Origin of the sequence: Exiguobacterium sp. SH31 (genome assembly GCF_001816105.1) — a bacterium.
Lineage (GTDB): Bacteria > Bacillota > Bacilli > Exiguobacteriales > Exiguobacteriaceae > Exiguobacterium > Exiguobacterium aurantiacum_A.
Genome location: NZ_LYTG01000044.1, coordinates 21,365 through 43,991 on the forward strand (window position 1 = coordinate 21,365; position 22,627 = coordinate 43,991).

Annotated in this window: 23 protein-coding genes and 1 riboswitch; of the genes, 8 read left to right on the plus strand and 15 right to left on the minus strand. The window is 51.4% G+C overall.

Translation table 11 applies throughout. The annotated features are described in order from the left end of the window. The first annotated feature begins 62 nt into the window (after window positions 1-62). The 6 genes from kynU (at window position 63) to A6395_RS07175 (ending at window position 6,816) form a co-directional block, all read left to right on the plus strand. Complete coding sequence (gene kynU / locus A6395_RS07150) at window positions 63-1,340, plus strand: kynureninase (RefSeq protein ID WP_071398513.1); 1,278 nt, start codon at window positions 63-65, stop codon at window positions 1,338-1,340. Between the two features lie 11 nt (window positions 1,341-1,351). Then, window positions 1,352-2,191: a tryptophan 2,3-dioxygenase gene (kynA, locus tag A6395_RS07155; RefSeq protein WP_071398514.1), complete on the plus strand. Its 840-nt coding sequence runs from the start codon at window positions 1,352-1,354 to the stop codon at window positions 2,189-2,191. A gap of 12 nt (window positions 2,192-2,203) precedes the next feature. Then, entirely contained in the window at window positions 2,204-2,830 is a 627-nt protein-coding gene (gene kynB, locus A6395_RS07160; protein WP_070329447.1) for an arylformamidase, read from the plus strand. A 131-nt stretch (window positions 2,831-2,961) separates the two neighbouring features. Next, entirely contained in the window at window positions 2,962-3,948 is a 987-nt protein-coding gene (locus A6395_RS07165) for a glycosyltransferase family 2 protein (RefSeq protein WP_070329448.1), read from the plus strand. Between the two features lie 25 nt (window positions 3,949-3,973). Further along, entirely contained in the window at window positions 3,974-4,285 is a 312-nt protein-coding gene (locus A6395_RS07170; RefSeq protein ID WP_330849203.1) for a GtrA family protein, read from the plus strand. Continuing rightward, on the plus strand, window positions 4,282-6,816 hold the full coding sequence (locus tag A6395_RS07175; RefSeq protein ID WP_071398516.1) for a YfhO family protein: 2,535 nt from the start codon (window positions 4,282-4,284) through the stop codon (window positions 6,814-6,816). The genes A6395_RS07170 and A6395_RS07175 overlap by 4 nt, the downstream gene beginning before the upstream one ends. A gap of 98 nt (window positions 6,817-6,914) precedes the next feature. Here A6395_RS07175 and A6395_RS07180 read toward each other — a convergent pair whose 3' ends face one another. Continuing rightward, window positions 6,915-7,469: a GNAT family N-acetyltransferase gene (locus A6395_RS07180; protein WP_071398517.1), complete on the minus strand. Its 555-nt coding sequence runs from the start codon at window positions 7,467-7,469 to the stop codon at window positions 6,915-6,917. A 68-nt stretch (window positions 7,470-7,537) separates the two neighbouring features. Between A6395_RS07180 and A6395_RS07185 the strand changes: the two genes are divergently transcribed. Then, window positions 7,538-7,984 (plus strand): DUF4385 domain-containing protein, encoded by a 447-nt coding sequence (locus A6395_RS07185; RefSeq protein WP_071398518.1) that lies wholly within the window; start codon window positions 7,538-7,540, stop codon window positions 7,982-7,984. A 169-nt stretch (window positions 7,985-8,153) separates the two neighbouring features. On the opposite strand, the gene A6395_RS07190 is transcribed toward A6395_RS07185, so the two are convergent. The 13 genes from A6395_RS07190 to A6395_RS07250 form a co-directional block, all read right to left on the minus strand. After that, the gene (locus A6395_RS07190; protein ID WP_071398519.1) at window positions 8,154-8,603 is read right to left on the minus strand and encodes an OsmC family protein; all 450 of its coding nucleotides are present in this window, start codon (window positions 8,601-8,603) and stop codon (window positions 8,154-8,156) included. A 43-nt stretch (window positions 8,604-8,646) separates the two neighbouring features. Next, window positions 8,647-10,212, minus strand: coding sequence for a GGDEF domain-containing protein (locus tag A6395_RS07195; protein ID WP_071398520.1), 1,566 nt, complete (start codon window positions 10,210-10,212; stop codon window positions 8,647-8,649). Window positions 10,213-10,341: 129 nt separating this feature from the next. Then, window positions 10,342-10,977 (minus strand): SDR family oxidoreductase, encoded by a 636-nt coding sequence (locus tag A6395_RS07200; protein WP_071398521.1) that lies wholly within the window; start codon window positions 10,975-10,977, stop codon window positions 10,342-10,344. 23 nt (window positions 10,978-11,000) lie between these two features. After that, window positions 11,001-11,633 (minus strand): thiamine phosphate synthase, encoded by a 633-nt coding sequence (thiE, locus tag A6395_RS07205; RefSeq protein ID WP_084812997.1) that lies wholly within the window; start codon window positions 11,631-11,633, stop codon window positions 11,001-11,003. Beyond that, the gene (thiD, locus tag A6395_RS07210) at window positions 11,611-12,441 is read right to left on the minus strand and encodes a bifunctional hydroxymethylpyrimidine kinase/phosphomethylpyrimidine kinase (RefSeq protein ID WP_071398523.1); all 831 of its coding nucleotides are present in this window, start codon (window positions 12,439-12,441) and stop codon (window positions 11,611-11,613) included. The genes thiE and thiD overlap by 23 nt, the downstream gene beginning before the upstream one ends. Then, entirely contained in the window at window positions 12,438-13,229 is a 792-nt protein-coding gene (gene thiM / locus A6395_RS07215; RefSeq protein WP_071398524.1) for a hydroxyethylthiazole kinase, read from the minus strand. The genes thiD and thiM overlap by 4 nt, the downstream gene beginning before the upstream one ends. After that, window positions 13,226-13,900 carry a thiaminase II gene (gene tenA, locus A6395_RS07220; protein WP_071398525.1) on the minus strand — a complete coding sequence of 225 codons (675 nt, stop codon included), beginning with the start codon at window positions 13,898-13,900 and terminating at the stop codon, window positions 13,226-13,228. Before tenA ends, thiM begins: the two co-directional genes overlap by 4 nt. 81 nt (window positions 13,901-13,981) lie before the next feature. Beyond that, window positions 13,982-14,086: riboswitch (TPP riboswitch) on the minus strand. Window positions 14,087-14,147: 61 nt separating this feature from the next. Beyond that, on the minus strand, window positions 14,148-15,596 hold the full coding sequence (gene pelG, locus A6395_RS07225) for an exopolysaccharide Pel transporter PelG (RefSeq protein WP_071398526.1): 1,449 nt from the start codon (window positions 15,594-15,596) through the stop codon (window positions 14,148-14,150). Continuing rightward, entirely contained in the window at window positions 15,577-16,995 is a 1,419-nt protein-coding gene (gene pelF, locus A6395_RS07230) for a GT4 family glycosyltransferase PelF (RefSeq protein ID WP_071398527.1), read from the minus strand. Before pelF ends, pelG begins: the two co-directional genes overlap by 20 nt. After that, complete coding sequence (locus tag A6395_RS07235; RefSeq protein WP_071398528.1) at window positions 16,992-18,839, minus strand: DUF2194 domain-containing protein; 1,848 nt, start codon at window positions 18,837-18,839, stop codon at window positions 16,992-16,994. Before A6395_RS07235 ends, pelF begins: the two co-directional genes overlap by 4 nt. After that, complete coding sequence (locus tag A6395_RS07240) at window positions 18,821-19,759, minus strand: tetratricopeptide repeat protein (protein ID WP_071398529.1); 939 nt, start codon at window positions 19,757-19,759, stop codon at window positions 18,821-18,823. Before A6395_RS07240 ends, A6395_RS07235 begins: the two co-directional genes overlap by 19 nt. Before the next feature lie 4 nt (window positions 19,760-19,763). Continuing rightward, window positions 19,764-21,011: a GAF domain-containing protein gene (locus tag A6395_RS07245; RefSeq protein WP_131443694.1), complete on the minus strand. Its 1,248-nt coding sequence runs from the start codon at window positions 21,009-21,011 to the stop codon at window positions 19,764-19,766. A 66-nt stretch (window positions 21,012-21,077) separates the two neighbouring features. After that, window positions 21,078-21,917, minus strand: a complete 840-nt coding sequence (locus A6395_RS07250) for a glycoside hydrolase family 191 protein (protein WP_252100525.1) — start codon at window positions 21,915-21,917, stop codon at window positions 21,078-21,080. Between the two features lie 108 nt (window positions 21,918-22,025). On the opposite strand from A6395_RS07250, the gene A6395_RS07255 reads away from it, so the two are divergent. Then, window positions 22,026-22,421 carry an ion channel gene (locus A6395_RS07255; protein WP_071398531.1) on the plus strand — a complete coding sequence of 132 codons (396 nt, stop codon included), beginning with the start codon at window positions 22,026-22,028 and terminating at the stop codon, window positions 22,419-22,421. An 11-nt stretch (window positions 22,422-22,432) separates the two neighbouring features. On the opposite strand, the gene A6395_RS16090 is transcribed toward A6395_RS07255, so the two are convergent. Further along, on the minus strand, window positions 22,433-22,585 hold the full coding sequence (locus A6395_RS16090; protein WP_167615759.1) for a hypothetical protein: 153 nt from the start codon (window positions 22,583-22,585) through the stop codon (window positions 22,433-22,435). Between the last annotated feature and the right edge of the window lie 42 nt (window positions 22,586-22,627).

The window sequence follows — 22,627 nt, forward strand, 5'->3', positions numbered from 1 at the left end:
ACGTATGCGTCCGATTGCTACGCTTTTGTCAGCATGGCACGATAGTCAAAGGGGGAAATGGTATGGTTCAAGATTTCACACGCGGTTATGCGGAGACGCGAGACGCAAGCGACCCGCTCGCACACTACCGGGGAGAGTTTTACTTACCGCAAGACGGGATCTACATGGACGGGAATTCGCTCGGTCTGTTATCGAAACGAGCCGAGAAGACGTTACTCGAGTCGCTCAGTGACTGGAAAGAACTCGGAATCGATGGCTGGATGTCAGGGCGCCATCCGTGGTTCAACCTGTCAGAAGAGCTGGCCGCACTCAACGCGCCGCTCATCGGTGCGAGTGCCGACGAAGTCATGGTCACCGGATCGACGACCGTCAACTTGCACCAGCTCGCCGCCACGTTCTTTAAACCGGTCGGCAAACGGACGAAAATTCTCGCCGATGCGCTGACGTTCCCGTCGGACATTTACGCACTCCAAAGCCAACTCTTGCTACGAGACCTCGATCCGGCCGAGCATCTCGTTCAAGTGCCGAGCCGTGACGGCCGTTATTTAAATGAGGATGACATCATCGCCGCGATGACTGACGACATCGCGCTCATCGTCTTGCCGACGGTGTTATATCGGAGCGGTCAGATTCTTGATATGGCCCGCCTCGCCAAAGCCGCACACGAACGCGACATTTTGATCGGCTTTGATGCGTGCCACTCGGTCGGCGCCATCCCGCACGCGTTTCACGATTGGGGCGTCGACTTCGCCTACTGGTGCAACTATAAGCATTTGAACGGCGGACCAGGAAGCGTCGGTGGGCTGTTCGTCCATGAACGTCATTTCGGGACGACGCCAGGTCTTGCCGGCTGGTTCGGATCACGAAAAGACAAACAGTTCGACATGGACCATACGATGACACCAGCTGAACATGCCGGTGCGTTCCAAATCGGGACACCGCACGTCATGAGCCTCGCGCCACAACTCGGCGCGCTCGAGATGTTCAATGAGGTCGGCATGGAAGCGATTCGTGAGAAGTCGCTCGCCTTAACGACGTATATGACCGAATTGATTGATGAACTGCTCGCACCGCACGGCTTCGTCATCGGCAGCCCGCGCGATGAAAAACGACGTGGTGCCCATTTGAGCCTCGAGCATCCGGAGGCGGCCCGCATCTGTAAAGCGCTCAAACAACATCGCGTCATTCCCGATTTCCGAGCGCCGAACATCATCCGCCTCGCACCGGTCGCGCTCTACAACACGTTCACCGACGTGTACGACGTCGTCATGATCTTGAAGGCAATAATGGACAATAAAGAATACGAGGCGTTCGAGAACGTCCGTGAAGTCGTAGCTTAAGGAGATTAACGATGAGTGAACGTATCGAACATAAAGTCGAGCAATCGATTCAAACTGACTTTTCAAAAGACATGTCGTATGGCGACTATTTACAGCTCGACCCGATCTTATCGAGTCAACATCGCCTGTCGGACCACCACGACGAGATGCTGTTTATCATCATCCACCAGACGAGTGAGCTGTGGATGAAGTTGATCTTGCATGAGTTGGCTGCGGCCGTGACCGCCATCGAAACGGGTGAGCTCGAACGCTCGTTCAAAATGCTCGCCCGCGTCTCGAAAATCCAACAACAACTCATCCAATCGTGGAGCGTCCTCGCGACGCTCACCCCGGCCGAATATTTAGAGTTCCGTGACGAGCTCGGCTCGTCATCTGGCTTCCAATCGTACCAGAACCGCCAGATTGAATTCGCGCTCGGCTTTAAAAACGCACGGACGCTCAGTGTCTATGCCCATGACGAGGCACTCTATCCGCTCCTCGAGGCGTCACTGAACGCACCGAGCATCTATGACGTGACCGCCCGTGAGATGCACCGCCGCGGACTGCATATCGACGCGGACGTGCTCGACCGGGACGTGACGCAGGACTGGGAGTGGAACGAGAGCGTCGAGAACGCTTGGGCCGCCGTGTACCGGGACGTCAACACGTACTGGGACTTGTATGAACTCGGCGAGAAGTTGCTAGACATCGGCAACCAACAACAGGTGTGGCGTTTCAATCATATGAGCACGGTCGAACGGATCATCGGTCAAAAAATGGGTACGGGTGGATCGTCCGGCGTGAACTACTTGCGCCGCGTCCTCGACCACCGTTTCTTCCCTGAACTATGGACCGTCCGGACAAAATTGTGAGGAGACATAACGATGACACAATGGATTGACGTATCACAGCCGCTCGACGACTCGATCACGACATGGCCGGGCGACACAAAGTTCCACTACGAGATCGCTTGGCCGATGGCGGACAGTGGCTCCGTCAACGTCGGCAAAGTGACGATGAGTCTACATACAGGCACACATATTGACGCCCCGTTCCATTTTGACGATGCCGGCAAGCGGGTGATCGACCTCGACCCCGGGCTCTACATCGGACCGGCCCGGGTCATTCATTTGCCCGGCCGCCAAAAGATTGAAGCGAGCGATTTGGACGGGTTCGACTTGACCGGTGTCGAGCGCCTCATCCTGAAGACGGACGGCTGGCCGAACAAAGCTGAATTCCCAAGCCAGATCCCGGAACTGACGCCATCCCTCGCTGAGCGGTTGGGACAGCTCGGTATTTATTTGATCGGTCTCGACCTGCCATCGGTCGACGCGATCGACAGTAAAGACATGGACGCCCACCACGCACTCGCGCGGAACGGCGTCCACATCCTCGAAGGACTTGTCCTCGATGCGATCGCGCCCGGGGATTACGAGTTGAACGCCGTCCCGCTACCGATTGTGGAAGGCGATGGTAGCCCGGTGCGCGCATTGCTTCGCTCGATTGACTAACTGATCTTACATCCACTCCATTTTGACGGTGTGGATGTTTTTGTTTTATGTGAAAGGAACCATTGACGCTTGAGTTTGCAACTGTTCGGGAATGGATAATCATCGGAAGTATGTAGAAAGGAGTGTTTTTTATGAAGACGATTTCTTTGGTATTACCTGCCTATAACGAAGAAAAAAACATTCCTCTCCTCTTCGACGCCATCCATGAACAGTTTGACGGCACTCCTTATTCTTATGAAATCTTATTCGTGAATGATGCAAGTTCGGATCGTACACTTGATGTAATTAAATATTTGGCAAAGCGTCATCCTGAAGTGCGTTACATCTCATTCTCGCGAAATTTCGGGAAGGAAGCAGCCATCCTGGCCGGGTTGCAACACGCGGCGGGGGATGCGACGATTTTGATGGATACCGATTTACAGCATCCGCCGTCCCTGATTCCGGACATGGTTGCCGGTTTCGAGCAAGGATTTGATCAAGTCATCGCCAAGCGCGACCGAGCCGGCGAAAGCAGGACTCGAAAACTGGCCTCTCGGACGTATTACAAGCTTATCAACAAAATCGTCGACGTCGAACTCGAGGACGGTGTCGGTGACTTCCGTCTGCTAAGCCGCGAGGCTGTCGACGCTCTCTTACGAATGAACGAGCATCAACGGTTCTCAAAAGGCTTATTCTCGTGGATTGGCATGGAACAAAAGACGATTACTTATCAAAATGTGCTCCGTCAAAACGGCGAGACAAAATGGTCGTTTAGCCAACTATTCAATTACGGTGTCGACGGGTTGATCTCTTTCAATTCGAAACCGCTGCGCTTTTGCTTTTACTCAGGCGTATTGATTTTACTACTGTCGATGCTCTATATTCTGTTGACACTGTTTGACATCATTCAAGACGGTATCGACACACCAGGCTATTTCACGCTCATCTCAGCCATCCTGTTACTTGGTGGAATCCAGCTCGTCAGCCTCGGGATCATCGGTGAGTACGTCGGTCGCATCTATTTTGAGACGAAACGCCGTCCGGCCTACTTGATTCAAGAAACTAACATACAAAGGAAGAGTGCGAATGAACAAGAGAAAGGCCGAGTTTATAAGATTCGTCGCCATTGGGGGAATTAATACTCTTAACTACTATTTGATTTATATGTTGTTTCATCATCTATGGAACACCAGCTATGGGGTCTCTCATGTGGTGGCATTCACGCTCAGCATGATCGCCTCTTTCTTTTTGAACAGTTATTTCACGTTCAAAGTCAAACCGACGCTACGGAAATTTTTGCAGTTTCCGTTGACGCAAGTCGTCAACTTCACAGTCACGACGGTGTGTATTTATTTGCTCGTCGAACAACTGAACGTCTCGACGACGTTGGCCCCGTTGTTCGCCATCTTTATCGCTGTGCCGGCGACGTTCATCGTCACGAGTAAAATTTTGAAACGTGAGCAATCGACAATATGAGACAGTTCAAACTCATCAGTGTCGCGTTGCTCGTGTCGACCATCGCCCACGCTTTTTTCATCTACTATCAATCACAGGGTGGCTTCATCGCCGGACCGAATGACGGCTTATCGCAAATGGTCCCGTTCAAGCATTTCCTTTACGAAACGTTCCATAAAGGGAATCTCGTCTATGCCGAGGACTTCGGCTTCGGCGGCGGTATCCTCACACAACTCGCTTACTACTTTTCGACGTCAGTCGTATTTTGGCTCTCGGTCGCCGTCGTTTCCTTATTTGATGTGCTCGGACTCGTCACACCTGACTTGGACATGTGGTTGCGTCTCGCCTTGATTGTGAGTGTCATCCGGCTCGCTGTCGTCATCGTGTTCGCGACGTATGCGTATCAGTTGTTTAACGTCCGCACACTCCACGCTTTCGTCGGTGCCGTCATTTATGGTGTGTCGGTCATGTACATCCGTCACGTGACGTTTTGGGAGTTTTTTGCGGATGGCTTTCTTTGGATCCCGCTCCTTGTCATCGGTCTCGAACGCATCATCCGAAACGGTCGCGCCGACTTCTTTATTGTTGTTAGTGCCATCATGCTGATCAATAACTTTTACTTTGCCTACATCAATTTAGTCTTCGTTCTCGTCTATGTCTTGTTCCGACAATTCATTCACCTACCCGAAGATCGGGTCAGTCGTAAACAGCAATGGTTGCTCTATAGCGGATCTGGCGTCATTGCCCTACTTCTGAGTTCATTTGCGTTCATTCCGGCGACTTATGGCTTTTTGCAAAATGAGCGACCATCGCTCGAGCATGAGATTCGTTGGATTCAGCTCGACAATTTGTTATACGATAGCAATCTGCTGATCCTACCGGCCGTCTTCCTACTGTTCGCTCTTTATCGTCCGCTCTACCGTCACGTCACGTTCCGATTGTTTGCGAGCATGAGTCTACTGTTGACCCTACTCCATTTCAGTCCGCACGTCGGTAGCTTCTTCAACGGCTTCTCGGCACCGCAATATCGCTGGGAGTATTTGGCGAGCTTCACGATCGGCGGCATGGTTGCTGTCGGCTTGACGCATTGGCGCTTCGAAAAAACATCATTTTTCAAGACAGCAGTTGTAACCGTTTTGGCTTATCTCGGTTTTGGGATATTCGGTAACGCGCCATGGCCAATCGTGTTCGGTATGTTTGCCCTCATGATTTTAACCGTCTTATCGTTTTGGCTTAAACCATTGTTGGCTCCGTACCTCATCATCGCGTCTTGTCTCATCGTGTTCAACGGATATACAAAGTTGGTGCTCCACGATTTGTCGATTATCGATACGAATGAGACGTTCGTGACAAGCGAGCACTACAATAGTGCCGAACAACGGGAACTCATCGACGTCGTCCGTGAAAAAGCCGGACCGCTCGAACGCGTGGACTGGATGATACCGTTGCGAAACAATACACCGATCGTCCAGTCGTTCCTTGGGACGAGCCTATACTCGAGTATTTTGAACGGACATTTGCTCACGTTTTATTGGAGCGACCTTGAAATTGATATGAGACGGGAAAGTGTCAGCCGTTACGGGACACTCGGCAACCGTTCGAACTTACATCATGTGCTGTCGACTCCTTATTGGATGCGTGATAAAGCAATCGCGAGCGAAGCGCCGTACGGCTTCAAACTGCTTGCCGAAACAGAACGTTACGCCGTTTATGAGAGCGCGACCCGCTTGCCGTTCATCCGGACGACATCAAACACGTACAGTCGTGAAGCGCTTAAAGATGTTTCGATGTTGACGCGTGAGCAAGCGATGCTGTCGGGTGTCATCTTAGAAGACGGGAGCGAGACACCGTCCCCAGCGCAAACGATTACGTTTGTGAGTGAGCCTGTCAATGCGGTATGGGAAGATGAGACACTCCAAGTCACCGCTGAAGAAGGCGGAGTTGATTTTATTCCGGACGTCCCAGACTCGGCGACGGGTGATTTGTATGTCTCGTTCAAGATTCGCAAGCTTGAAGGTGACGATTTCTTCATCCGGCTTGGGAATTACCGGACGACTCGAAAACCAGAAGCGTCGATTTATCGGACCAATTTCACTTCGATGACGCTTCGGACACCTCTCGAGAAAAACGTACCGCTCCGTCTACCGGAAGGAACGTATGTACTTGAAGACGTGACGATCGAGTGGGAAGATTATGCGACACTCGAAGACGCCCTTGAAGAAGCGGCTTCTATCCCGGATATTCCGGTCGTTTGGGACGGACCTGACATCGACTTCACGGTTGAAGACGCAACCGAAGGGACATATGCCGTCCTCCCTGTTCCGTATGAACGAGGGTGGAAGGCGACTGTGAACGGAGAGCGACGCGACGTCTTGCAAGCAAACTATGCTTGGAGCGCCGTTTCACTCGACGAAGGTCGCAACGAGGTCGCGTTGACGTATCGTCCGCCGTTCTTCACACTCACGACCGGGCTTACACTCTTCGGAGTTATCTTATTCGGATCTTACCTTGTATTAGCTCGACGTTTACAAACACGGATATTTTTTCGATGATCGCACTGAATCGCTTCTCCGAATGAAGTAACGTCGAAAAGGGCTCGTATGTTGATAGTCAATATACAAGCCCTTTCATATTGATAAAGCCACCATCCTTAGTTAAGCGATGAGCGGTTCATGTAACCTTCACGCGTGATGACATAGACCAAACTCCGAACGGTCCGTCCGTCCAACCGGGTCAGCTCTTGCGTCGTCGTGAACGCATACGTGAAACCGCACTTCTCGACGACACGACGCGACCGGTCATTGAAATCGAAATAACCGCACCAAATTCGTTCGAGGCCGAGGTCGACAAATCCGTGACGAAGCAGCTCACGGACCGCTTCCGGGACGTAGCCTCTCCCCCAATGATCCGGACTGAGCACGTAGCCGATTTCGCGCTGGTTGTCGTGTTGGATATCCGGGTCCGGGCGTCGGTCGTGCAAACCGATACTGCCGATCAGTTCGCCGGTCGCTTTCAACGTGATCGCCCAGACGTCTTGATCTTGCTGGAACATACGGATGACGTCCCGCGTCTCGTCGACGGACTCGTGCGGGGCCCAGCCCGCCATCGGTCCGACCCGCTTATTCTTCGCATAGCGATGCATCGCTTCGGCGTCATCGAGCTGAAACGCTCTGAGCCGTAGCCGTTCTGTGTCTAATAGAATCATGTCAGCTACTCCTTCGCTCGTTTCCCTCGCCTCCGTTCCGGGAACAACGGAACAGAGGAGGGATGACGATGCCGTTTGATTACGACTTAGATTTTGAAACGATTGATTTTCGCGAGCAGCCCGAGCTGTATCGCGTCGGACGAGGCGAACAAGGTGTGTTACTCGTCGAGCCTTACAAGAGTGAGATTTTACCGCACTGGCGCTTTAAGACACCTGCCATCGCCAAACAGTCCGCCGATGAGATCATGGAGCTGTTTGAAGCGTATCGGGCAAACGACGATTTCGTCGGCATGGACATGGCGCGGAAGTTCATCCAGATGGGCCATACCCGGGCCCGTCGTTACGCCAACTATAAAGGTGGCCGCAAGTATAAAGACGACGGCGCTATTCACGATCGCCAAATCGACGAAGAAAAAGCCGAATCGGCACGCATCTTTAAAGTGCGGTGGGACGAGATCCGTGCTGACGAGGACTACTTGAAACGTAAGAAGGCCCATCAGAAACAGTACGGCTAAAAACCATATGGCGCTTCATACGTCCACGCTTGGATCGCGTGGGCGTCTTTTTCTGTCATAGGACGAATTTCCATTTGCGCCTCCTGTCTCACGTCTTACTCCTGTTCGTGTCCTACACGAAAAATCCCTGTCATTTCACAAAAAAAGGATGGGTTGCCCCATCCTCTCGTTATTTTCGTGTCCATGTCGCCGTGATGTCGACGTCAGCCGTATGCATCAAGTTGTGGATCGGGCACCGGGCCTCGACGCCTTTTTGCAGCGCCTCGATCCGTTCATCCGACTCGGTCGTGTCGAGCACGATGTTGATGTGCACGTTCTCGAAATAAGTCCGGACCCCTTCGACGCCTTGGAAGCCGCGCGGGTCGAGCGTCCCTTCCGTCGCGAACGTCACACCGTCATAGTTAAAGTCCTGGTCTTGCGCGACATAGGCAATCATGATCGTCGTACACGATGATAGCGCCCCGAGTAAGTATTCGAGCGGATTCGGTCCGGCATCGGTCCCGCCGAGACGTTCCGGCTCATCGACAACGAACGGTTGTAAGTCGCGCACATGCACCGTCGTCTTCACGCTCGTCGCTTCGCCCTCGGCCCGCATCGTCACTAATGGTTGTTCTGACATCCCATCTCCTCCTTTTGAAATCACATCTCTACTACCGTTCCCGTTATGTCGGACCGTGTAACGCGTCGTCGTAAATCGCATAGTCATTTTTACCTTGCTGCTTGATTTGATACATCGCTTGGTCCGCCTTATGAATCAACGTGTCCAAATCCATGCCTTGGTCTGGCGCGACACTGACGCCGATGCTTGCTCGAATCGGGATTACCCCGTGCCCTAGTTTGAACGGCCGTTCCACCAACGTCGTCCGCAGCCGCTCCACGAACATGACGATGTCCGCTTCTTCCACGTCCGTCAAATAGATGTAGAACTCGTCACCGCCGACGCGCGACGCGAGCCCGGTGTCCGGTGTCACTTCTTCGAGCAGGACGCCGAGGTGGATCAAGAAGTCATCGCCGACTTGATGGCCGTAAGTGTCGTTGACTCCTTTAAACCCGTCAAGGTCGAGGATGACGAGGGCAAGGTTGTCCGCTTGAAGCAACGCTTGATCAGCTTGTTCATAAAAAGCCCGACGATTGGCGAGCTTCGTGAGCGGGTCATGATAGGCGAAAAAACGAATCGACTGCTCCGCTTCCTTGAACGTGTGGACATCGCGAATCAAAATCATGCCGTGAATTTTTTGATCGATATAGACGAAGTCACCATCGATGACGACGTATCGTTCTTGTCCGGTCTTCGTCTGAACCTTCGTCTCGAACTCTAAAAACTTCTTTTGGGCCGTGAAGTGCTGTGTATAGTGATCGCACCATTCCTCACGCTTCTTCTCCGGCAATAGGTCGACGAACCGTTCATTGACGACACGGACCGTGTGGAACAACATGCGTGCGGCCGGGTTCGCACTCTCGATCCGACCAGTATCGTCGACGAGCAGAATGGCCGACGGGTTCAAGTTGTACAACGTCCCGTAGCGCTTGGCGTAAGAGGCGAGAAAATCGAGCCGGTTCATTGCCAAAACGAGCGCCACCGTCCAGACCAATCCGCCGTACATATACGCATAAGGCGGAATGACTCCACGAAATTGGAAGTAACCGAACACGATGTCCCAAATCAAGACGAGTACCGCCGTCAAGATGAGTAGACGCAGCACCCGTTGATGTTCATGCCGTTCTGCTCGTTTGAGCGCATACGCCAACAACAAAATAATCAGGAAGTGAAAGACGTTCCCAATCGTCATCGTCGTCAAATAAGAAACGTTGAATTCAGGATAAATCCAGAGCCCGACTTGGTCGAAGCGTTGACTGTTGATGATGTTCTCTTGTCGAATGAACGTCAAAGCAACCGGGATCAACGGTAAGTAGATTGCATACGGGTATACCCATTTCGGCATCTTCGCACCGACGCCCGTCACTTTGACGATGAAATGGACCGAAAAGATAAAGATCAAAATGCCGGCATTGCCGAACCAATAGGTAACGAACGCCGGGCTCGCTTCGATCGGTGACAAGTGACGGCCGAACTCCGCCAAAAACAGCATTGCGTAACCGAATACGAACAGGCTGAGCAGACGATGCTCGACTTGTCGCGGGTTACGTAACAAGACGTCGAGCGCGAGATGGCTCAACAAGAAGGCCGGCAGTAAATAGGCGGCCATATAGACAAATAACGCGGTCATGAACAGACCCCTTTCTTGAATAGATACGTCTTTACTTTCTCTATCGGCCGCATCAATTCCTTTTTCGAACGGGCTGACACATCACCGCAAAAAAGCGAGCGGATTTTCGAATCCGCTCGCTCACATGATTTATATCGTCTCTTCGATTGCAGTATCACCTTTGACCAAGTCGATGGCTTTGTTTGCCGCTTCTTGTCGACCGATGACATGGGCCAAGAACGCTGCGACATCCGCCCGCGGAATCTCGCCCGTCGACACGTTGTCGATGTTCACTTTGCCTGTACCGGCATCGTCTGTGAGCGCGCCTGGACGGACGATCGTATAGTCGAGTCCACTCTGTTCGAGCAAACGGTCCGCATGATGTTTTGCCACGTAGTACGGTTTCATCGAATCGGGCCATGCCGAGCGATCTTCCGCTTTCAAGGCACTGAGCATCACGAAGTGCTTAATGTTGCCGTTCGCTTGGGCCGCCTCGACACTTTTCGCTGCACCGTCTAGGTCGATGAGTAACGTTTTGTCGGCTCCCGTGCTGCCGCCCGAACCGGCCGCGAACACGACTGCGTCCATGCCGCTCATCGCTTGCTTCAACGTCTCAACGTCACCTTCTAAGTCTCCGAGAACCGCCTGATAGCCGTTCGCTTTGAACTCGTCTAGCTGCTCTTGTTTCCGCACCATCGCGGTGACTTCGTGCTTCCCATCCTGCTTCAATCGTTCTACGAGTTGCTTTCCAATCTGTCCATTCGCTCCAATTACAAATACGTTCATCTGTCTTCCTCCTCAAATAAAATTCAGAGACAAGCGAAACGCCGTGTGGCCATGGCCACGTCCGGTGCAGAAGCAATGGCCGAGATGACAGCTACGCCGTCAGCCCCGTCACGTCGAATCGCTTCGACGTGTTCAGGCATGATTCCACCAATCCCCACGATTGGCAAATGCTGAAACCGGGCTCGCACTTGCCGAATGAGCATCGTTCCATTCACTTCGGCCGCGTCTTGTTTCGACACAGTCGGATGAATCGGTCCAATTCCGACATAATCGGCGTATCTCGAAGCCGTTGCGGCTTGCTCGATCGAGTGGACCGAGACACCGAGCCACTTCTTTGAACCGATTCGCCGACGAACGACTTCGGCTGCTGCGTCCTCTTGTCCGACATGAACTCCGTCCGCATCGAGTTTGATTGCCAGCTTGACGTCATCGTTGACGATGAACGGGACACTGTACTGTCGACAAAGTGTATGCAACGCTCGTGCCATCGCTTCTTTTTTATCCCCATACAGTGGCTCTTTACCTTTTTCGCGAAATTGAAAACATGTCACACCACATTGAAGCGCCGTTTCGACCGTCTGAACGAGATCAAACGTATCCGCCGTGCCGCAAATGAAGTAGAGCTTTAACCGCTCAACGATAGGCGATGGATTCAATGGAAACCACCTCCTTCGGGTGCTTATTGTACGCCCAATGATTTGTCGGTCCATGCCCGCTGCCGATCTGCAATCCGTGGGCGATGGCACTATGGATGAACTGTTTCGCCTTCTGCGCGGCTTCCATAACGGTATGCCCGTTCGCGAGCTCCGCTGTTAGCGCAGCCGAAAACGTGCAACCGGTCCCGTGCGTATCTTTCGTCAGCAACCGTGGCGTCACCATTCGAAACGTATCGGTCTTCGTCATGACTAGGTCTTCGGCGAGAGGACCATCCAAATGACCGCCTTTCAACATGACGACGTTTGCACCGTAAGACAACAAGCGCTCAGCTGCTTTCATACGATCAGTGAACGTACAAATCGTCAAGCCGGTCAACACTTCAGCTTCAGGGATATTTGGTGTGACGACCGTCGCCATCGGTAACAGCCTCGTCCGTAGCGCGGTGACGGCGTCCCGTTCAAGCAAGGTCGCACCGCCTTTAGCGATCATGACCGGATCGACGACGACATTTTGAAAACGATGCTGCTCGAGCGCGTCAGCTACGATGTCAATCAACTCACGATTGAACAGCATCCCGGTCTTGCACGCCGAGATGATAAAGTCTGATCCGACTGCATCGAGCTGGCGTGCGACGAGGTCGGCGGAGACGGCTTCGACACCGTGCACGCCACGCGTGTTTTGAGCCGTCACCGCGGTCACGACACTCGTGCCAAATACGCCTAATTCTTGAAACGTTTTCAAATCGGCTTGGATTCCGGCTCCCCCGCCAGAGTCCGAACCGGCGATGGTCAAGACTTGAGGCCTCATCGCGCAAACACCTCGATTCGGTCGCTCGGCAGGTCAGTTGACGTCATGGTAGCGAGCGCGTTGAGAAAGTGGATCGGGAAATCCCCAGGACCCGTCGCTGCTTCACTCGCCAACTCGCCGCATCGTGCATATCCGGTGAGCGCGGTCGAGGTTGCCGTCATCACGTCCGGTTCAACAGCAAGGAACGCACCGACGACCGCACTGAGTAGACAGCCGGTGCCTGTGGTCTCTGTCATGAGCGGATGCCCGCCCAAAATTTCTAGCGTGACCGTACCATCGCTCACGAAATCTGTCCTCCCCGTAATCGCGACAACACAGCTAAATCGGTTCGCTGCTCGTTCGGCGAGTTGTTGCGGATGATGTGTGCCGCTTCCGGCGTCGACCCCTTTCGTCGTCCAACCGGCATCGACAAGCGTGGCGACTTCCCCGGCGTTCCCACGGATGACCGTGACGCGGACGTCTCGCAAAATTCGTTCAACGACACCGCGGCGAAATGACGTCGCCCCGACACCGACCGGGTCTAGGACGACAGGACGACCCGACTGATTCGCAGCTTGTCCGGCACGGATCATCGTCGCCTCGGTCATTGCGTCAAGCGTCCCGATGTTCAAGACGAGGGCATCGCTCACGGTCGCCATGTCTGCCACTTCTTCAATCGCATCGGCCATGACCGGGGACGCACCGATGGCGAGCAACCCGTTGGCCGAGAAGTTGGCGACGACGATGTTCGTAATGTTATGGACGAGCGGTCGCTTCAACCGGACGGCTTCCCATAGATCCGGCCTCATCGTCCCACCTCAAGCGGCAGTTCCCACGATTCGAGTGTCCAGGCCATCTCCCAAAACGCGAGCTCATAGTAGCAACTTTTCAAAAACAGCTGCTGATAGCGCATCCGTTCTGACTCCGTCGCTTGTCCCGCCAATTCGTCAAGTCGCTCGATCTGCTCTTCGACGAGTTCACGGAACCATTCCGAACCGTACGTCGCAATCCAAACAGAATAAATCGGATGGTCTGGCTCTGCGTCCTTCAAGCGCTCCCCGATCTCGTAATACACCCAGTAGCATGGAAGAATCGCCGCGAGCACGTCTCCGAGGGTCGGGCCGGCTTGTTGCATATGGAGCGCGTATGCATAAGCCGTCGGAGCTGGTTCGAACGTCGCCCACTCCACGTCACTCACCTTGAGCATCGTAAAAAAGTCCCGATGCAACTCGTGCTCCGCCTCGATCGTATGGAGGGCGTGCGTCAAAAATCGGCTCGCCAGCTCCATCGTCGGGGCAAGTGTAGCGCCCTTCGCCTGTACTTTCGAAAATTGATTCAAGTAGTACGAGTCTTGCATCACGTAATGCCGAAACTTCGCCTCGTCGAGTGTCCCGTCTCCGAGCGCGCGGACGAACGGATGGTGGAAACTCGCCTCAAACAAGGCGTCGGCCTCTTGGCGGATGTGTGCGGTAAATGTCATCGTATTCTCCTCCTTTGTATGAAAAAAGACGCCGCCTCCCATAACGGAAGCGGCGTCGGCCATACACAAAGAGTGTGAGAAAGGACGTTTCGCCCACTTCCCTCCGCTAGCGTGAACTAGATCAGGTTCAAAGGGTCTGGACCTTGTCCATCTCAGCCGCGTCAAGCGACTCCCCTAGTGGCAAACATTATGAAATTTGGTCATCTTCGACCACATCATATCAATCTTTTTGGAAAATGCAAACCCTTTAACGCGAGAAGCGACGGTTGAGCGCGGTCCCAAAATGTGAGAACCGCTCTGTCCCGAGCTTACGACGGTTCGAGGCCGCAAACACGTAATAATCGACCTTCCCCATATAATAAATCAAGCGTAGTCCCGCAATGAAGAACGTGATCGTCGTGCTGATGGCAAAGCCGACTCCGTACCAGTCGATTCCGCGTGACAGTAACGACAACGTGAACAAGGCGTTCAATGTGAAGAACGAGAGGTTGACGAACAACGCACCACGCCGGTCCTCAAAATAAAGCAAGAGCAGCGTCAGTACGAGAATCATCGCGTTCGCGAACGCGGCGAGCGTCGTCATCCGGAAAATTTGACCGACTTCTTCCGGGACACCGATCCAACCGATGAACACACCCGCCATCAAGATCGCGAACAAGGTGACAACACCTTGACTTCGCCCAAGTCGGATCAATTCATTTTTCAACACCGTCGTCATCGTCTGCTTCGCCTTCTCAATTTGGTGTAACGCCCCACCATAATTGATCAAGCCGTAAAACGTTCGGTAGCGCTCGTAAAACCTTGTCTCGACAGCGACGACGAACAAGAGCTGGGTCGGGATGATCGTCAAGTACGACCAGAACACAGCCGTGTCGTAATACGGATTGAACACGAACGAATCGGCAATCACCATGCGCCCTTCACCAAACCAGATGATGAAGTTGGTCACCCAGATCCCAAGCACGTATAACACACCAATCGCGAACAAGTCCGGATACTTATCAAAATACCGGAAGTATGAAAACTCTCGTGTTGCATACCTGAGCGGAAACGTTCGGAGCATCGCGAAGAATAGGCCGAACAGCGTCACGACCATCCCAACGGTAAAGCCAAACAAAAGCTCGAGGCTCGATGGGTTGACCATGAGACGACTGATCAAATAGACGCTCGCGACTGAAATAACCCCGCCTAGCAAGAAGCTGTAAGCGACCGCTTGATAAAATTTGGCGGCGCTCAAGAACAAGAACATGACCCAGATGACGTTGATGGTCATGAATAAGACGAACAGGACGAGCTTATAGGCGAAACTGAGCGGTGAAATCAGCCAAAACACGCTATACATGACGACGGCAGCGAGAATCGTCACTTTTAACATGCCGGTGAAGACAGGAAAGATCTCATGGGCTTTCTTTTCATAAAATAAATCGGCCACGTATCGCGTGACGACGAGCTGCTGAAAACTAAATAGAATTTGCGAGAAAATGAACGCGTAAGACACGGATAGCATAAACAGTGTCCGTTCCTCGAGCGACAACATCGGCATCTGAAACGCCAACCATTGAATCGTACCGACAACAAGGATGACGATCAGCCAAGGGCCCGATGTGACGAGCCCGGAAAACGTGTACGCCTTCAGTCTTGAAGAGTAATAGTCTTCTTGAAACAGCTTTTGTAACTTAAACCCGATGCCCGCCATACTGTTCCCTCCTCGCTTCATAGATTGCTTTATAGCGGTCGACGAACTGTTGCAATCGATAATACTGACGGACACGCTCGCGGCCATTTTTACCGAAGCGCATCCGTTCACGCGGATAATCCATCATCCATTCGACTTTGTCAGCGATGGCTTCCGGATGGACCGGGGGAACGATAAAGCCTGCCGGACCGAACGGATCGTCAGCGCGTCCGTAAAGTAGTTCCGAACAAGCCCCGACGTCGGTCGCCACCCAAGGGATGCCGGCCGCCATCCCTTCTAAAATGGCGAGCGGTTGCCCTTCCGATATGCTCGTCAGCAACAATAAATCAAATTTCGGCAACCAGTCTTGTACGTTCACTTTCCCGACGAGTTCGACATAGTCGGTCAGCCCGCTCTGCTCAATCAGTAAACGACACTCTTCGGCGTACTCTTCGTCCTCATCAAGCGGACCCATGATTGTCAGTTTGAACAGCCGATGGCGCTCTTGAAGGATTTTTGCAGAGTAGATCATCGTCTTCAAATCCTTGATCGGAACGAGGCGGACGATGGCCCCGATTTGGAACACATCATTCTCGGCTCGCTCAAGCGTAGCGCGGATATGACGGTCGTCAATCCCGTTGGCGATAATTTTTGTCTTCTCGCTAGGCGCCCCAATCCACTCTTGATATTCGCGATTCCGCTCAAACAGTGTGATAATCTCGTCGGCCGCGTTATACGCCTCGCGCGACAAGTGATGGAAAAAGCGAACCCACCTCGGTTTGTAAGGGGACGGAATCCAATAAGACTGTAGGATTTCTTCCTCGCGCTCACGTGAGTAGATGCCGTGTTCGGTCAAAATGAATGGAATGCCTTGCGTCTCTTTCATGTAAGATGCGACGACGCCGGCGTAGCCTGTCGAGATGGAGTGGACGAGATCGACTTTTGGTAACGGTTGATGCAACACACGCAAAATCGGCATATACATACTCTGCCACATCCAAAAATAATCGATGAACGAGCCACCGTTCATTTCTTCTGCGTAAGCCGATTTTACGTTTCTCCAAAAGAACTCGCTTGAGAAGAAGGCTTGGCTCGATGGGACTTGTTTCCCGAGAATGCCAAGCGCTTGCCGGTTCGGGTTTTTCAACATGAGCCATTCCGAAATTTTCCGCTCGTCTTCGGCGTCGAGCTTCATTCGACCCTTCGCCTTTTTATCCATATCGCTTAAATAAAGGTGCGTGATCCCTGACACGTTTTGCGGCAACTCATATTTCATATCTTCTGGCCGCTTGATCGATGGCTGAATCGAGATGATTTCAAACTCGACTTCCGGCATCGCTTCAATCAGCGTCTGCGTCCAACTCGAGACACCTCCGCTCACATACGGGTAACTCCCTTCTAACACGAGCCCAATCTTCATTGCGGGTCCCCCTTGATGGCGATTTCAGCGTTCGCTGATGTCAATTGGACAAGATAGAGTGGACGGTCCGCCTCCATCTGCTCGACCGTGCCGAATGCGAATTTGCCTGTGTCCAATGATTGGCCCACTTTTAGACGGACGGTGAAGTGTGACGGATTGACAAGTCCGTCGCCAGTCAAATAAATGGTCTCGTCATCAAACGTGACGTTCAAGTCTGCCTCTTGATACGTGATTAGTTTTTCCGTCGCATAGTGTTGTGTGTAGGCCTCTAAATAGGGATAGCTGACGTTGACATCATCGACGATTTTTTTCAAACTGGCGAACATCGTATCCCAGTCGCGACCGAAAGCACGGTCTGGGTCGATGACGTCATCCGGGTGGATAAAGTGTGAAAACACCCCAAAGTTAGCGATCGCATCGACCATTTGGAAGATCGAACCTCTTTCTTCCCCGTAGTCACTCGTGATGCGCGGGAAGTGATAGATTTCGGCGTGTGTCGTATCAAATTCGAACTCTTGGACAAAATCGCCACTTTCCGGGTCACCGGTATAGAGTGACGCAATCGTCCGCAGTTCAGGCAACGCCTCAGCAATCGCGTCGACACCGGTACGATTGAGTGCATTCGAAGGTGGGACGTATGATTTAAGTTGTTCTGCCGGGAAATAGTTAGCAAATACCGACTCTGCCTGCAGCAGCGAACGCTTCATCTCGTCCTTGTCTTTCCACGGAATATATCCGTACGTCGGATCGATTGGTTCATCGGCCGTGACAAGCGATTGGTGGTTATAGCCGTGCAACCCGATTTCACCACCCTGCGCCAATAGTTTTCGACCGAAGTAGAGCATCGGGAACTCGCCGCGTTTAATCAATTGTTCATCTAGCAGTTCCATCTCTTCTTCGTACGTCCCGATCATCGCGCCCGTGTAAATGACGTCGTCATCTTGAGCCATGTCGACCATGTCTTGCCACCACTCTTCGGCAAAGAAGTCTTTGACCGATTTATCGAGTGGTGTCGCCGAGACGTCTTTCATCTTGCCGTCCATGACTGGAGCCGGAAAGTCATCGATATACATGAGCTTAATCGCCGCTTGGGCACCCACGAACGCAGGCGGTAACGTTCCGAGCGTTTGGACGAACAGTCCGCGAATCATCTTTTGATCGGTGATCGTTGTATTCCAGTACAGAACGTTGCCATCACCGACCTCATATTCCCAAAGGACAGGAAATCCTTCTGCTGACAGTAAAACGTTCGCTTCGTCTGCAATTGCGAAGTCGACGACACTATGGACGAACAGATCGTCCGGTGGATTCAAGTCGACATAACCCGGGAAAATCGTTTCTTCGAAGTTCAGACCGTAAACGTCTGGAACGAATTCACCGATTTCTTCGATACCTGTCACTTCATTCCAAGCAGGGTCTTTGAAACGGTTGGCGAACACGACATTGCCTCCTTGTTCGACGAACCGTTTCGTCTCTTGCAATGGCCATGTCGCGGTTTGTTCTCCTGTAAAGACGATGATGCTGTAGGGAGACGGCGTGATCGAACTGACCGCACCCGCCTCAATTTCTCGAACGTCTAGTTTGGCGTAACGCAAGCCATACAATAAATTATCTGCCGTATTGACCGCCAAATCACCTTCGTCTCGGACAAGGTAAACTTGAAGTTGATGCTCTCCTGTTTTAGTGGAAGCATCCCCTTGCAATTGGTCGATGTTCATTCGTTGCTCAGCAACGTTCGGTAACAACGTATGCAAGGAATGGATCCTCAAGTATTGGATTGCGCCGACGACGACGAGAAATAACACGATGAAGAGCGAGAATGAGATTACAGTTCGTTTTTCCATGATGTCGAGTCACTCCATTCTTCAAACAACAGTCGGTGCTCATACGGCACATCGTCTAACGAAAATTGTGTTTGCATCATAAACATGACAGCCTTCACCTCGGTCCACCGCTCCCGTTCATAGTAAAAATCGATGAGCATGAGATGGGCCTCGATGCGTTCCGGGAAATGGTGAACGTACTCCTTCAATATTTCAAGCTGATCTCTAGGACGTTTTAACGTGATGTAGACTTCGTTTAGATCCTCATAAATCCATGGCGACGGCGGATACAGCGTCTTCGCTTTCAAAATCTCTTTTAACCAGGCCTCACGTCTGTCTTTCAACATGACTTCCGTGATCAGTTCACTGTGAATCATCCGTTTGTAAATTGTCGCTAGTCGATGAATCGTTTCCGGGTTTCCTAAATCGTATTCATGCTTCGCCAATTTTAATTCCTGCTCGTACTGATCGATGAGAATATTCATCGTCGCGGCCGCATAATGGACCGTTTCACTGTCCGTGCTATTAAGCCCCATCTGCAAGTATTTCCCTTGGTTATTGATGGACTGGTTGACGTGCGTCAAAATCGAGTGCTTGCGAATCGCCGGATCTTTTGAATTGATGGCATCGGCTAACGGCAGCAGGCTAGAGCTCGTTTTCGCATCGTGCCGAATCTGCTCATAATTGACGACCCGAAAATCAATATACTCGTCGTAATCTTCAATCAGTCCGCTCCGATCGAAGCGTTCTGCGAAGCGATAAATTGCATATACTGCGACTTCAGCGACAAAAGGTAAAAATAGGCCGAAGCATAAAGCGACCACTGCCACCCCATAGTCTAGCGCTTTCATTTTTCGCTTCAACACCACTAACAAAACGAACGCTAAGATTGCGTGAATCACATAGAGCCCAATCCAAACTAAACTGTCGATGGCTTCCATGAACTCACACTCCCTTCTGGATCAAAATCCCTTCGATCCGATCATAAACTCGTTGACGGTTCTCCTCACTCGTTCCTGGGAGCAAGAGTAACAACTTGTTTTCGTCTTGGTCATAACCGACGATATCAATCTCTCGCAAATACGACTGCACGATCGCTTCAATACTTTCGAGCGAGACTGGTTCATAACCGAGCGCATATTCGAGTACGATGAACGGTTGGTCGTGATGAAGTTTCTTTTGTTCTTGAAGCGCCACTATCTCGATGAACGCCTCTTTCTTGTAGAACGATGTGCCCGGGTAGCGCTTCTCGTGCTGCTCTTTACGAATCAAGTTTTGCGCGTTTGTGATTCGCGTCCCGATCCACGAGAACAAGATATTTAATACGTGGAGGTCATCTGTCGTCAATTTCCGAAGCGGCAGACGCTTAATGACGACAACTTCACGCGTCTCTCCGTCAATCACGATCGGAGCGAGCAACATCGGATCCGTGTCGTCATCATCGAGTTGCCGTAACATCGTCTCTTGGACTTGGAAGAAACGTTTGAACATACTCGACGCCTCATCTAAGAAAATGGTTTGTGGAAACTCTTTCTTCTCGGCTTGGCGAATGATTAGACGCATCGACTTTTGCGATCGATCGACATGATAGATGGCGACGTCACTCGCCAAGAAATATTTTTTAAGCAGACGAATCGTCTCGCTACGAATCAATTCAGGATGTGGCAGGTCAAGCGAGACAGCTAGTTCGTACAATTGATTTAAACTGTATTCCGATTGAAGTAATTTTTGACGAAGGGTCGTTTGCGAAGTGTTGAGTAAATCGACGGTCTCTTTCAAATACGTGTTTTCATCTTTCAGTTCTTCGTTGCGAAACTGACTGATTTCATAACGCTCTCGAAATGAAGTGCTAAACAAGCCGACGATGACAGTGAGTGCGAAGTAATAGAAAAGAGTGAGAAGTGAGTTTGTATCGTAGAACAGTAAGAAGATATCGCCTCCGACAAGTCCGGTGTAGAGGACTTTGTACAGAAGCAAGACGGCGAAACTGATCAACCCAAAGGTTGTTCCGTAACGTAGCGCGAACAAGATGGCGGCTACATAAAATAGGTTCAAATCATTTTGAATCGTCCCTAAATTGAAAGCTAAATCGATTCCGATCAATAAAGTGAACACGATAAAAATTTCGGCCCACTTAATCCACGGACGGTCTTGAGCATATAGAATGATAATCCCCTCCCAACGATTAGTCACAGCTTCATAACACGAATGTCATGCTTACTTATTTGGCGCTCGCAGCAAATTCCCCTGCTAAATATCTTAATTCTCTTCCTGAAAATCCCATGTGTCATAATAAGTGGGTTCATGATAATGGATAAACCCGTTCGCTTCCGCCAAGTCTCGACTAATAGCTGCCTCTTGGTCCGAAACGGTAAGTACCGCAATCCCATACTGTTCTTGAATCACATTCATCCGGTCCAACATTTCCATCGACCAAGAGTCCGATGTGATCTCCGAATAATTGAACCCTTCCCACATGAACCCGTCCACGTATGGAGCGCTCGTTCGTTCAAGCGTTTCGATTCCCCAATTTTGTACAATCGGGATCCCAGGGTAAGTCTGCTTAATCGCTTTTAAAAATGCTTCTAACCCGTTCAATTGCTCAGTCAAGTCTTCGGGATAGTCGAGGTGTACATCGTCGATATCTCCAACCGTGTCTAAAAAGATACCGTCTAAGTGTTTATTGATGACTTGCTTTTGGATCTCGCGCATCAAAATCTTCCGAAAATGGTCCGAACTGATATCCGTCAAATAGGAATCCCATTTCGGAAAATAAATACGCTCTCCGTCCCGGTAGAAAAAATCGTCTTGTTTCATTTGACCGATCAGTTCCCGATTCCACGTGTCCGCTTCCATCACGTTTATATAGCCGAGCACTTTCGTGCCGTTCGAACGAATCGCTTCAATCTGCTCCGGTGTATACCAAATCGGTTCGATGATCACGAGATCATACCGAGTCATATCCTCGATAATCGCCTCGGTCGGAATATTGTAAAAAATTTTGTACGAGCTGATTTCATCAAAATCAAATGGCGTTTTCGTGGTACATCCACCTAGCAGCAGAAGCAGCACTAAACTCGTCAACCTAAAGCGTCGCACACGGACACCTCCTTGTCGCAGAATACTTCATGGTGCAATTAGGTCCGTTTGACGTCAATTGTTCAGGGAAACAACTTAGTATGACTTAGCAAAAAAGGAGAGATGAGGATGAATGCGATTTTACTGACGGTTGCCCTCTTATTCGTCGGACTGAACGTATATACCTTCTTCCGCCGACAGACGTACCGGCAGACCGGATTTGACGGCCGATTATTTAGCCACCTTTTCATCAGCTTGTTAGGTGTGATGGTCGGGTTTGCCTTGGTTTATTACGCGTTGTCTTGGGACGGGGTCATTCTCGTCACGTCACTTGAGACGATGACCGCTGTCGAGCCATCCTGGCAAAACCTGCTCTATTTCAGCGGTGTCACGCTTCTGTCAATCGGATTCGGTGACTTACTGCCGGTTGGACCGGCCCGTCTGTTCGCACTTCTGGAAGCGGCAATCGGAATCTTGCTCCCGACCGCGTTTTTCGTAAAATCGATGTACAAAAAAGAAGACTGACAAGCAGTCTTCTAACGTCCGGTGATAAGTAAAAACATGTTAAATGCGACGAGTCCAAGCGGAAATAAGGCCACGACAACGATTGGCCATTTCTTCGTCCGGATGCCGACAAATAAGAGTAAACTCCCCACTAGGAGCGCGATGAACGTCGTATACGGATTCAAGCATCATTCCCCCTTCTATAGAGGAGGTTTCCCGACTCGGCT